Raw genomic sequence first — 12262 nt, forward strand, 5'->3', positions numbered from 1 at the left:
TGTTCCCATGAACGACACGTCCACCCGCTACCGGCTGGTGCGGCCCGAGCGCGAGGTCGTGGTCCCGCAGCTCGACGAGCACCAGCAGCGCGTGGTCGACCACGAGGGCGGCCCCCTCCTCGTGCTGGCCGGCCCCGGCACGGGCAAGACCACGACCCTCGTGGAGGCGATCGTCGACCGCGTCGAGCACCGGGGCGCCTCACCCGACGCCGTGCTCGCGCTGACGTTCTCCCGCAAGGCCGCCGAGCAGCTCCGCGACCGGGTGACGGCGCGGGTCGCGCGCACGACCGGGGCGGCCTCCTGCTCGACGTTCCACTCCTTCGCCTACGCCCTCGTCCGGGCCTACGCGCCCGCCGAGCTCTACGAGGGCGCCATCCGGCTGCTGTCGGCGCCCGAGGCCGACGTCGTGCTGCGCGAGCTGCTCCGCGACAACCCCGAGTCGGTCGTGTGGCCCGAGCCGCTGCGCCGCGCCGCCGGCACGCGCGGCTTCGTGCGGGAGGTGCAGGCGGTCCTGGCGCGGGCCCGTGAGAAGGGCCTCGACCCCGCCGGCCTCCGCGCGCTCGGCATCGAGCACGACCTGCCCGAGCTGGTGGCGGCCGGGCTCTTCCTCGAGCAATACCTCACCGTCCTCGACAGCCTGGGCGCCACCGACTACTCCGACCTCATCCGCCGGGCCGTGATCGAGGCCGAGACCCACCGCGACGAGCTGCGCGCACGCTGGCAGCACGTGTTCGTCGACGAATACCAGGACACCGACCCCGGGCAGGTCGCCCTGCTCCGGGCGCTCGCCGGCGACGGCCGCAACCTCACGGTCGTGGGCGACCCGCACCAGTCGATCTACGGCTTCCGCGGCGCCGACGTCCGCGGCATCCTCGACTTCCCCGCCAGCTTCCCCACCGCGATCGGCGAGCCCGCGCCCGTCGTGGTGCTGCGGCGCACGCGGCGGTTCGGTCCGCGCATCCTGCTCGCCGCCGGGCGGGTGGCCGACCGGCTCACCCTCACCGGCAGCATCACCGCCGACGCCCGCCGCGACTTCCTGTCCCCGGAGGCGGTCCCGGGCCCGCACGGCGACGGGCGCGTCGAGGTCGTCACCTACGACACCGAGCGCGCCGAGGCCGAGCGGCTGGCCGACCTGCTGCGCCGCGCCCACCTCGAGGACGGCATCGCGTGGGACCGGATGGCGGTCCTCGTGCGGTCCGGCCGCACCAGCATCCCGCCGCTGCGCCGCGCCCTGGCCGCGGCCGGCGTCCCCGTCGAGGTGGCCTCCGACGACCTGCCGCTGGTGCGCGACCCCGCCGTCGTCCCGCTCCTCGACGGCCTGCGCGCCGTGGTCAACCTCGACAACGACGACCCCGACTCGCCCGACCACCTCGACCCCGGCCGCATCGAGTCGCTGCTGCTCTCGCCGCTCGGCGGCCTCGACGCCTCCGACCTGCGCGCCCTCGTCCGGCGCCTGCGGGCGCGCGAGAAGACCGTCTCCGACCCCGCCGTGCGCCGCACCTCGCGCGAGCTGCTCCGCCTCTCGGTCGTCGAGCCCGGCTTCCTCGACGGCCTGGCGGGTCCCGACGTGGAGCGCGCGGCCGCGCTCGCCCGGCTGGTGCGCGAGGCGGCAGTCATGCTGGCCGACCGCGCCGGCGTCGAGGACGTGCTGTGGCACCTGTGGTCCGGCACCTCCTGGCCCCAGCGGCTGCGGCGCCAGGTGGACGCCGGAGGGGCGAGCGCACGCCGCGCCCACCGTGACCTCGACGCGGTGGTCGCGCTCTTCGACCTCGCGGCCCGCGCCGTCGACCAGCGCGACCACGTCGGCGTCGCGGCGTTCTTCGCCAGCGTCGTCGCCCAGCAGCTGCCGGCCGACACCCTCGCCGAGCAGGGGGTGCGTGGCTCGGCGGTCCGCCTCCTCACCGCCCACCGCTCCAAGGGCCTCGAGTGGGACCTCGTCGTCGTCGCCCACGTGCAGCAGGAGGGCTGGCCCGACCTGCGTCGCCGCACCACCCTGCTCGGCGCCGACCGCATCGGCGTCGACGCCGCGGGCCACCCCGACCTCGTCCCGCCCGTGACCAGCCGGGCCCTGCTGATGGAGGAGCGGCGGCTCTTCTACGTCGCCTGCACCCGCGCCCGGCGACGGCTCGTCGTGACCGCGGTGCGCTCACCCGACGACGACGGCGAGCAGCCCTCCCGCTTCCTCGAGGAGCTCGGCGTCACCGTCCACCACCAGGACGGCCGGCCGCCGCGGCCGCTGTCACTGGGCGGGCTCGTCGCCGAGCTGCGCCGCACCGCCGCCGACCCGGAGGTCAGCCCGCCGCTGCGCGAGGCGGCCGCTCGACGGCTCGCCGCGCTGGCGGCGGAGGAGGTCGACGGCCGCCAGCTCGTGCCGACCGCCGACCCGTCCACCTGGTGGGGCACCCGCAGCGCGACCCGCTCGATCCAGCCGATCCGCGACCCCGAGCGGCCGGTGCCGGTCTCGGCGAGCATGCTCGAGTCGATCCTCGTCTGCCCGGCCCAGTGGTTCTTCGAGCGCGAGGCGGGCGGGGTCTCCGCCGTCCACCAGTCGGCCAACCTCGGGCAGGTGCTCCACGCGCTCGCCGAGCGGGTCGCGGTGGGCGAGCTGCCCGCCGAGGTCGAGCCGCTGATGGCCGAGGTCGAGGCGGTGTGGGACCGGCTCGCGTTCCGCACCCCGTGGTCGCGCCAGCGTGAGCTCGCCCGGATCCGCAAGGCCGTCGCGCGGTTCGTCCGGTGGCACCTCGACAACCCGCGCGAGTTCCTCGGCGCCGAGCAGCGCTTCCACAGCGTCGTCGACGTCGACGGCCGGCCCGTGCGGCTGACGGGGTTCGCCGACCGTCTCGAGATCGACGACGACGGCCGGGTCGTCGTCGTCGACTTCAAGAGCGCGCGCACCGCCCCCAGCGGCCCCGCGGTCGCCGGCAACCTCCAGCTCGCCCTCTACCAGTACGCCGTCGACTCCGGTGCCCTCGACGAGGCCGCCGGGCGCCCGATGGCCTCCGGCGGCGCCGAGCTGGTGCAGCTCGGCATCGACGACGACTCCGCCACGGCCAAGGTGCAGGCCCAGCCCGCCCACGCCGACACGGGTCCCGAGCGCCTGCTGCTGCGCGCCGGCCTGGCCCGCGCCGCCGACCTGGTCCGGGCCGAGACCTTCCCCGCCACGGCGGGACCCCACTGCCGTGACTGCCCGTTCACGGCCATCTGCCCCGCCCGGGGCGCCGGGAGCGTGACCGTCCAGTGAGCGACCTCACCGCACCATCTGGTGTCCTGCCCGCCGGTCACCGTCCGCCGGTCCGGCTCGACTCGCCCGAGGACCTGCGGGCCCTCATGGGCGCCGAGCACGCCGCCAGCGACGAGCAGTGGGCCGCCATCACCGCACCGCTGCGGCCCACGGTCGTCGTGGCCGGCGCCGGGAGCGGCAAGACCACCCTGATGGCGCAGCGCGTCGTGTGGCTCGTCGCCACCGGCAAGGTGCGTCCCGAGGAGGTGCTGGGCCTCACCTTCACCACCAAGGCCGCCGCCGAGCTGCGCCAGCGGGTCACCGCCGCCCTCGGCGCCGCCGGCCTGCTCGACCGGTCGGTGGTCGTCGAGGGCGAGGACGTGCTCGAGCCGACGGTCGCGACCTACCACGCCTACGCCGCCAACCTGCTCACCGACCACGGGCTGCGCATCGGCCACGAGCCCGACACCCGCGTCGTGTCCGACGCCTCGCGCTACCAGCTCGGCGCCCGGGTCATCGAGCGGTTCACCGGCCACATCGAGCTGCTCACCGACCACCCCGCGACCGCCATCCAGAACCTCCTCGCCCTCGACGGCGCGATGAGCGAGCACCTCGTCGACGCCGACGACGTCCGCCGCGTCGACCAGGAGGCGCGCCGGGGGTTCGAGCGGGCCGTCGAGGAGGAGCTGGCCGGCAAGGCCCGCAAGACCTACCTCGACCCGCCGGCCAAGGCGATCAACGCCATCGACCGCCGCGCCGAGCTGCTCCAGCTCGTCACCGGCTACCGCAGGCTCAAGGCCGACCTCGGGCTGATGGACTTCGGCGACCAGATCGCGCTGGCCGCCCGGCTGGTCGAGGAGCAGCCGGAGGTGGGCGAGCTCGAGCGGGCCCGCTTCAAGGTCGTCCTCCTCGACGAATACCAGGACACCTCCGTGGCGCAGGCGACGATGCTCGCGCGGCTCTTCTCCGGGCCTGACCCCGAGCGCGGCCTCGGCCACCCGGTGATGGCGGTGGGCGACCCCAACCAGGCCATCTACGGCTGGCGTGGCGCCTCGGTGTCCAACATCCTCAACTTCGCCGACACGTTCCCGGCGGTCGACGGCGAGCCCGGGCGGCTGCCGCTCACCGTCAACCGGCGCTCCGACCGGCGCATCCTCGACGTCGCCAACCGGCTCGCCGAGCCCCTGCTGTCCGCCTACGGTGACAAGGTCGCGCGCCTGCGGGCGGCCGACCGCGCCGCCGACGGCCACGTCGAGACCCACGTGTTCGAGCGGGCGGTCGACGAGCTGGCGTGGCTCACGACGGAGGTCCAGCGGGTGCACGCCTCCGGCACCCCATGGGCGGAGATCGGCGTGCTCAGCCGCGACAACGCCCAGGCCGAGGACGTCTACGACGCCCTGACCTCGGCCGGCATCCCGGTCGAGATCGTCGGGCTGTCGGGGTTGATCCGCCTGCCCGAGGTCGCCGAGGTCGTCGCCACCCTCACGCTCATGCACGACGTCACGGCCAATCCCTCCATGCTCACGCTCCTCACCGGCCCCCGGTGGGCGATCGGTCCGCGCGACCTGCGGCTGCTCGCCGAGCGGGCCGCCGAGATCGCCGGCGTGCGGGGGCGCGCCGAGACCGCCACGATCGCCGACCAGCTCCTGCAGATCGCCGACGGCATCGACGTCTCCGAGCTGCCCGCCCTCAGCGACGCGGTCGAGTCGCCCGGCGACGCGGCCTACTCCGCCGAGGCGCGCGATCGCCTCGCCCTGCTGTCGGCCGAGCTGCGGCGGCTCCGCAGCCACGTCGGCGACCCGCTGCTCGACGTCGTGCGCCGCATCATCGACACCACCGGCGTCGACGTCGAGCTCGCCTCGGCCACGTCGCCGGCCGCCGCGGCCCGCCGCGACAACCTCGACCTGTTCGTCAAGGCGGTCGCGGAGTTCCAGTCCGTCGACGGCGACGTCACGCTGCCGGCGCTGCTGGCCTACCTCACCGCCGAGGACGACCAGGGCAACGGGCTCGACGTCGCCACCCCCACGGCCGCCGACTCGGTCAAGCTGCTCACCGTCCACCGGGCCAAGGGCCTGGAGTGGTCGTCGGTGTTCTGCGTCGGGGTGGGGGAGACCCGCTTCCCCAGCAACCGGTCCCGCACGCTCTGGACGTCGTCGCCCGCGGTGCTGCCCGCGCCGCTGCGCGGCGATCGCGCCGACCAGCCCCAGCTGGTCGGGCACGACAAGGCCGCGCTCGACGCCTACCGGGCCGCCACCAAGGCGCACGACGCCGAGGAGGAGCTGCGCCTGGGCTACGTCGCCTACACCCGCGCCGCCCACCACCTGAGTGTCACGTCCTACGTCTGGGGCCAGCGGTCCACGCCGTTCGGTCCCTCCGACTACCAGCGGGTGGTGCGCGAGCAGCTCGAGGAGTGGGGCCAGCCCGTCGAGCGGTGGCTGGAGAAGCCGCCGCCCAAGTCGCCCAACCCCAACGACGACATCGACACCTCCCGGCCCTGGCCGGTGCCCGGCACGGGGGAGGAGGCGCGCCGTCGCCTCGCCGCGGCCGAGCTCGTCCGCACCGTCGACCGCACCGCTCCCGACGAGGGCCTCGACATGGTCGAGGCGGCCCGGGTCGCGGAGTGGGACGACGACCTCGCCCAGCTGCTCACCGAGGCGCGCGCCGAGCGCGCGACCACCGTCGACCTGCCGCTGCCCGAGAGCCTGTCGGTGACGGCGCTGGCCCGGCTGCGCGAGGACCCCGAGGCGTTCGCGCGCGAGCTGGCCCGCCCGATGCCGCGCCCGCCCGCCCCGGCGGCGCGCTTCGGCACGGCGTTCCACGCGTGGATCGAGCACCGCTTCGGCCAGCAGGCGCTGATCGAGCCCGACGAGCTCCCCGGTCGCGCCGACGCCGGCATCGACGACGAGGCCGACCTGGGCGAGGTGGTCAAGCGCTTCGAGGACGGTCCGTTCGGCGACCGCGCACCCCACGCCGTGGAGGCGCCGTTCGCCCTCGTGCTCGCCGGACAGGTGGTCCGCGGCCGCATCGACGCGGTCTACCGCGAGCCCGACGGCGGCTACCTCGTCGTCGACTGGAAGACCGGACGCCACGAGACCGCCGACCCCCTCCAGCTGGCGTTCTACCGTCTCGCCTGGTCGGAGCTCACCGGCACGCCCCTGACGCAGGTCCGGGCCGCCTTCCACTACGTCCGCACCGGTCGCACGGTCCACCTCGACGACCTGCCCGACCGCGCCGGCCTCGAGGAGCTGCTCGCCCTCTGACGCACGCGGCTCGGCCACCGCGGGTCGTACGACGGCTGGGGCCGGTCAGCGGTCGTCGGCCAGGGCGGCCGTGAGGGCGATCTCGACCATCTCGCCGAACGTCTGCTCGCGCTCCTGCGCGGTGGTCTCCTCACCGGTGACGATGTGGTCGGAGACCGTGCAGATCGCCAGCGCGCGACGGCCGTGGCGAGCGGCCAGCGTGTAGAGCGCGCTCGCCTCCATCTCCACCGCGAGGACGCCGCAGGCGACCATCCGCTCGAGCAGCTCGGGCCGCGCGGGGTAGAACGAGTCGCTGGAGAAGATCAGCCCCACGTGGAACGGCGAGCCACCCTCGCGCGCCTCGGCCGCCTCGACGGCACCGCGCAGCAGGCCGAAGTCGGCGACCGGCGCGTAGTCGAGGCCGTGGAACGCGATGCGGTTGATCCCTGAGTCGGTGCACGCGCCCGAGGCGATGACCAGGTCGCGCACGCCGACGCGCTCGGTGAGCGCACCGCAGGAGCCGACCCGGACGATCGACTGCACGTCGTAGTCGGTGAAGAGCTCGTGGACGTAGATCGCCATCGACGGCTGGCCCATCCCGGAGCCCTGCACCGACACGGGCGTGCCGTTCCACGTGCCGGTGTAGCCGTACATCCCGCGCACCTCGCTGTAGCAGCGGGCGTCGTCGAGGAAGGCCTCCGCGATCCACCTCGCCCGGAGCGGATCGCCCGGCAGCAGGACGGTGGGTGCGATGTCCCCGGGCTGGGCGCCGATGTGCGTGCTCATGGCGCACAGCGTAGGCCCGCGACGTCGGTCGCTAGCCTGAACGACGTGCCTCACGAACGCCTGCTCCCGCACGTCGCCCTCTCCGCCCACGCCCACAACCGGATGGGCCTGCGCCGGACCGACGAGGCGTGGCTCGCCGAGCAGATGGCCGACCCGGCCACGCGCGTCCTGGTGGTGGCGGGCAACCGGCTGCGGCCGGTGGACGGCGCCGTCCACTGGGTCGGTCCCGACGAGGCTCCCGACGGCACCCTGGTGCTGCTGGGTGCCAGCGACGACGTCGTGCACCTCGCCGTGATCGTGCCCCCCGACCGCGCGCCGGGCCCGCCGGAGGAGTGGGTCCCGCTGCGCTCGGTGCTGACGCTCCTCGCCGACGGCAGCCCGCGGGAGGCGCCCCTGGTCATGCACGCCGTCGGACTGGCCGAGTGGCACCACGCCACCCGCTTCTGCCCGCGCTGCGGCGGCACCCTGGCCAGCCGCGCCGCGGGCCACGAGCTGCGCTGCACCCAGTGCGACCGCGCGCAGTTCCCCCGCACCGATCCGGCGGTGATCATGGCGATCACCCACGGCGAGGGCGACGACGAGGCGATCCTGCTGGGACGCAACACCGCCTGGCCCGCCGGCCGGTGGTCGACGCTGGCGGGGTTCTGCGAGCCGGGGGAGACCCTCGAGGACGCGGTTCGCCGCGAGGTGCACGAGGAGGTCGGCGTCACCGTCGGCGAGGTGGCCTACTTCGGCAGCCAGCCGTGGCCGCTCCCGGCGAGCCTGATGCTCGGGTTCACCGGCCGCGCCCTCACCACCGACATCGATGTCGACGGGGCGGAGATCGAGGAGGCGCGCTGGTGGACGCGCCCCGACTTCGAGGCGGCCGGCCGTGCGGGCGAGCTGGTCGTGCCGCGCGGCATCTCGATCTCGTCGTCGCTCATCGAGAGCTGGTTCGGCCGCCCGCTCGACGGTCCCGGCTGGGGCTGAGCCCCAGGCGCCGGTCAGACGCCGGTCAGGCGCAGTTGTCGCAGATGCCCGTGGCGGGCAGTGCGAGGAAGCAGGTCGGGCACAATTTGTCGACCCGGTCGCTGGCGGCGACCCGTGGGCGCGAGGTCGTCGCCCGCGTGGTGGTCGCCCGCGTGGTGGCCGCCCGCGGCGTACGCGGTGTGCGCGCGCGGGTGCCCGGCACCCGCTCGCCGGGGGGCGAGTCGTCGCGGATCTCGAAGCCGAGGCGCCTCAGCGCCTTGCTCGCGCCCTCGGAGCCACCGGGGATGTCCGCCGGGGTGAGGGTGCGCCCGGTCGCGAGCCCGTGGGCGATGCCCGCGATGGCCGCGGCGTCGTACTCCTTGCCGTGGTGGAGCACCACGTGGGTCGAGACGCCGCCGCGCACGAGCATGTAGTTGTGCCCGCCCGCCGCGTCCCAGGTCTCCATCGCGGTGAGCACGTGGTCGCGGTCGATCGAGTTCAGCAGTGACACGGGCTCAGGCTAACGCGGACCGCTCACGGACACGAAGGCCAGCCTCACGAGAGCGAGGCCAGCTTCTCCTTGACCTGCGCCACCGACGGGTTGGTGAGCGTGCTGCCGTCGGAGAACAGCAGCGTCGGCACGGTCTGGTTGCCGCCGTTGGCCTGCTCGACGGTGACCGCCGCGTCGGGCTGCTGCTCGATGTCGACGATCGAGAACTCGATGCCCTCGCGGTCGAGCTGGCTCTTGAGGCGGTGGCAGTAGCCGCACCACGGTGTGGTGAACATGGTGAAGGTCATGGATGGAGTGTCCCCTCCGGCGTCTAGGGTGAGGAAGGCGGGTGCGCTCCACCCGCCACCAGTTCCAACCACCACCTCGCAGGAGTTGTTCCGTTGCTCGAAGCGCTCGACCCCGAGCAGCGACAGGTCGCCGAGGCACTCCGCGGGCCGGTGCGCGTCCTGGCCGGCGCCGGCACCGGCAAGACCCGGGCCATCACCCACCGCATCGCCCACGGGGTCGCGCAGGGGGTCTATGCCCCCACCGAGGTGCTGGCCCTGTCGTTCACCACGCGCGCTGCGGGCGAGATGCGCGAGCGGCTGCGGGCGCTGGGCGCGCCGGGGGTGCAGGCGCGCACCTTCCACTCCGCGGCCCTGCGCCAGCTGCGGTTCTTCTGGCCCCGGGTGCACCAGCGCGAGCTGCCCGAGCTGGTCGAGTCCAAGCTCGGCATGATCGCGTTGGCGGCCCGTCGCCAGCGCCTCGGCGTCGACCAGGCCACGCTGCGCGACCTCGCCAGCGAGATCGAGTGGGCCAAGGTCTCCAACGTCAGCCCCGACACCTACGCCGCGGTCGCGCGCAGCCGCGGCCGGGCGGTGTCCGGCCTCGACCCGGAGGTCGTGGCGCGCGCCTTCGACGCCTACGAGGAGGTCAAGCGCGGCCAGGGCCGGATGGACATGGAGGACGTGCTCCTCTTCGGCGCCGGGCTGCTCGCCGACAACGACGCCGTCGCCGCCCAGGTGCGCCGCCAGTACAAGTGGTTCGTCGTCGACGAGTTCCAGGACGTCTCGCCCCTCCAGTACGCCCTCCTCGACCTGTGGCTCGGCGGCCGCGACGAGCTGTGCGTCGTCGGCGACCCCGCCCAGACGATCTACTCCTTCGCCGGCGCCGACGCCCGCTACCTGCGCGAGTTCACCCAGCGCTTCCCCTCGGCCACGAGCGTCGAGCTGGTCCGCAACTACCGCTCCACCCCCGAGATCGTCTCCGCGGCCAACCGGCTGCTCGACGGCACGCCCAGCAAGGGCGTCGACCTCCGCGCCCAGCGACCCTCGGGGGCCCGCATCACCTGGCGCGAGGCCGCCGACGAGGTCGCGGAGGCCGACGGCGTGGCCGACCGCGTGGCCGCGCTCCGTGCCTCCGGCACGCCCGCCAGCCGGATGGCGGTGCTGCTGCGGATCAACGCCCAGTCGGAGCGCTTCGAGGAGGCGCTCGCCGCCCGCGGCATCCCCTACGTCGTGCGCGGCGCGGCCCGCTTCTTCGACCGTCCCGAGGTGCGCCAGGCGATCACCCTCGTGCGGGGCGCGGCGCGCTCCGGCGAGGCCTCCGGACCCGTGTCCGAGGCGGTCCTGGCCGTGCTGTCGCAGATGGGCCACTCCACCGAGCCGCCCGAGGGCAGGGGAGAGGTGCGCAACCGGTGGGAGTCGCTGCAGGCGCTCGTCGACCTGGCCGCCGACTTCAGCCGCGATCGTCCCGACGCCGGGGTCGGCGACTTCGTCGACGACCTCGACCGGCGCGCCAGCGAGCAGCACGCACCCGTCGCCGACGCGGTCACCGTCGCCACGATCCACTCCGCCAAGGGCCTGGAGTGGGACGCCGTCTTCGTGGCCGGCATGCACGACAAGATGATGCCGATCTCCCAGGCTCAGACGCCGGCGGAGGTCGAGGAGGAGCGCCGCCTCCTCTACGTCGCGATGACCCGCGCCCGCGACGAGCTCACCGTCTCGTGGGCCACCGCGCGCGAGCCGGGCGGACGTTCCCACCGGCGGAGCTCGCCGTTCCTCGCGCCCCTGCTCGACGGCGTCCCCGGCCTGACCGGGCAGCGGCGCGAGCGCACCCGGCGCAACCGGGCGGCGATGCACTGCCGCGAGTGCGGCGGCGCGTTGTCGACCTCGGTGGAGAAGAAGACCGGGCGGTGCGCCGACTGCCCGGCCTCCTACGACGAGGCGCTCTTCGAGCGGCTGCGCGAGTGGCGCCTGGCGCGCTCGGCCGACGACAGCGTCCCGGCGTTCGTCGTGTTCACCGACGCCACCTTGCAGCTCATCGCCGAGCACGTCCCGACCGACGAGCAAGGGCTGCGCGCCATCAGCGGCGTCGGGCCCGGCAAGATCGCCAAGTACGGCGACGAGGTGCTCGCGCTCGTCGCCGGCGGGGCCGTCGAGAGGCCCGCCGAGAGGGCCGTCGAGAGGCCCGTCGAGGGTGCCGCTGCGGGGTCCGAGACGCCTCCGCAGAAGAAATCACGGTAATACCCATTAAATGGTTTGCCCCTCACGATGTGAGGGGTCTAACGTTTCCTCTCACGACAACCCGCGCATGGGATCGCTGACGACGATCCGCGCCTGACGCCCCGAAGGAGGTGCCCCCCGTGGAGAACTACACGAAGACGATGACGGCGTGGTCGCCGTCCTTCGGCATGTCCGCCCTCGGCCGCCCCTGTGCGCACACGCGCGTTGTCGGTGCCGGCGTGGAGGCTGTCCAGGGCGACGCCGCCGCGATCGTGCGCATCAAGGGCGATTTCCCGGGTCCTCCCGCCTGGAGTCCGTCGACATAGGTCATCCACCTACATCGGCAGCCTCCAGGCCGCGGAACCCGACACCCGGGATCCGCGGCCTTTCTGTTTGTCCTAACCACCCGCGATCAGGTCAACGAAGAGGAGGTGAACACATGACCATCAGCGTTCTCGACCGCAACCGAGCTGCCGACGCGACCGGGAGGGAGCCCCAGGCCCCGCTCGGAGCCCTGCACGACGCAGCTGCCGGAGTGGATGAGGAGTTGCTGCCCTGCCGCGTCAACGACGCAGAGCTGTGGTTTGCCGAGTCCCCCGCGGACGTGGAGCAGGCCAAGGCCCTCTGCATCGACTGCCCCGTGCAGGCGCTGTGCCTCGACGGAGCCCTCCAACGGCGCGAGCCGTGGGGCGTCTGGGGAGGCGAGCTCTTCCTCCAGGGCGTGGTGATCCCGCGCAAGCGGCCGCGAGGCCGGCCCCGCAAGTCCGAGCAGGTCGCCACCCAGGCCGGCCAGAACCAGAAGGACGGGGCCGCCGCGTAGGCGCCACCCGCTCACCCACCTCCGAGGAACCACAGGACACACATCCCATGAAGACCTACCGAAACGGACGACACGACATGAATCTCATGCACGAAGAACTCGCACGCGCGCAAATGACCGCGCGCCTGGGAGAGGCGCACGAGCTGCGACGCGGCCACCAGCTGGCCCTGGCCCGTCGGATGAGCCGCAAGGCCGAGCAGGCCGCGCAGCAGGCGCGCCTCGCCCTCGCCCGCGCGCTCTGATGCTCCGGGGCCC

General features: G+C 74.2%; 9 protein-coding genes and 1 pseudogene. 7 read left to right on the top strand and 3 right to left on the bottom strand.

The genetic code is table 11. The features are described from left to right. The first annotated feature begins 7 nt into the window (after positions 1 to 7). Positions 8 to 3241: an ATP-dependent helicase gene (locus tag AC54T2_RS10145; protein WP_496666098.1), complete on the top strand. Its 3234-nt coding sequence runs from the start codon at positions 8 to 10 to the stop codon at positions 3239 to 3241. Continuing rightward, complete coding sequence (locus AC54T2_RS10150; RefSeq protein WP_496666099.1) at positions 3238 to 6480, top strand: ATP-dependent helicase; 3243 nt, start codon at positions 3238 to 3240, stop codon at positions 6478 to 6480. The genes AC54T2_RS10145 and AC54T2_RS10150 overlap by 4 nt, the downstream gene beginning before the upstream one ends. A gap of 45 nt (positions 6481 to 6525) precedes the next feature. On the opposite strand, the gene deoD is transcribed toward AC54T2_RS10150, so the two are convergent. After that, a complete protein-coding gene (gene deoD / locus AC54T2_RS10155; protein ID WP_496666100.1) occupies positions 6526 to 7245 on the bottom strand; it encodes a purine-nucleoside phosphorylase in 720 nt (239 codons plus the stop codon). A gap of 45 nt (positions 7246 to 7290) precedes the next feature. On the opposite strand from deoD, the gene nudC reads away from it, so the two are divergent. Beyond that, a complete protein-coding gene (gene nudC / locus AC54T2_RS10160; protein ID WP_496666101.1) occupies positions 7291 to 8214 on the top strand; it encodes an NAD(+) diphosphatase in 924 nt (307 codons plus the stop codon). 25 nt (positions 8215 to 8239) lie between these two features. Here nudC and AC54T2_RS10165 read toward each other — a convergent pair whose 3' ends face one another. Then, positions 8240 to 8704, bottom strand: coding sequence for a ScoMcrA-related endonuclease (locus tag AC54T2_RS10165; protein ID WP_186341517.1), 465 nt, complete (start codon positions 8702 to 8704; stop codon positions 8240 to 8242). Positions 8705 to 8748: 44 nt separating this feature from the next. Further along, a complete protein-coding gene (locus tag AC54T2_RS10170; RefSeq protein ID WP_186341518.1) occupies positions 8749 to 8991 on the bottom strand; it encodes a mycoredoxin in 243 nt (80 codons plus the stop codon). Positions 8992 to 9084: 93 nt separating this feature from the next. On the opposite strand from AC54T2_RS10170, the gene AC54T2_RS10175 reads away from it, so the two are divergent. The 4 genes and pseudogenes from AC54T2_RS10175 to AC54T2_RS10190 form a co-directional block, all read left to right on the top strand. Continuing rightward, a complete protein-coding gene (locus tag AC54T2_RS10175) occupies positions 9085 to 11208 on the top strand; it encodes an ATP-dependent DNA helicase UvrD2 (protein WP_496666102.1) in 2124 nt (707 codons plus the stop codon). 119 nt (positions 11209 to 11327) lie between these two features. Further along, the gene (locus AC54T2_RS10180; protein ID WP_186341520.1) at positions 11328 to 11513 is read left to right on the top strand and encodes a hypothetical protein; all 186 of its coding nucleotides are present in this window, start codon (positions 11328 to 11330) and stop codon (positions 11511 to 11513) included. 113 nt (positions 11514 to 11626) lie between these two features. Next, positions 11627 to 12007, top strand: coding sequence for a WhiB family transcriptional regulator (locus tag AC54T2_RS10185; RefSeq protein ID WP_496666103.1), 381 nt, complete (start codon positions 11627 to 11629; stop codon positions 12005 to 12007). A gap of 23 nt (positions 12008 to 12030) precedes the next feature. Beyond that, positions 12031 to 12249 (top strand): annotated as a pseudogene (locus AC54T2_RS10190) (putative WhiB-interacting protein); the annotation flags it as partial. Positions 12250 to 12262: the final 13 nt, after the last annotated feature.

This window comes from Nocardioides sp. Z35_8, from assembly GCF_059621125.1.

Bases quoted from the DNA above. Each gene is read 5' to 3' on its own strand.
- AC54T2_RS10145 (WP_496666098.1), top strand. From the start codon at position 8: ATGAACGACACGTCCACCCGCTACCGGCTGGTGCGGCCCGAGCGCGAG.
- deoD (WP_496666100.1), bottom strand. From the start codon at position 7,245: ATGAGCACGCACATCGGCGCCCAGCCCGGGGACATCGCACCCACCGTC.
- AC54T2_RS10170 (WP_186341518.1), bottom strand. From the start codon at position 8,991: ATGACCTTCACCATGTTCACCACACCGTGGTGCGGCTACTGCCACCGC.
- AC54T2_RS10185 (WP_496666103.1), top strand. From the start codon at position 11,627: ATGACCATCAGCGTTCTCGACCGCAACCGAGCTGCCGACGCGACCGGG.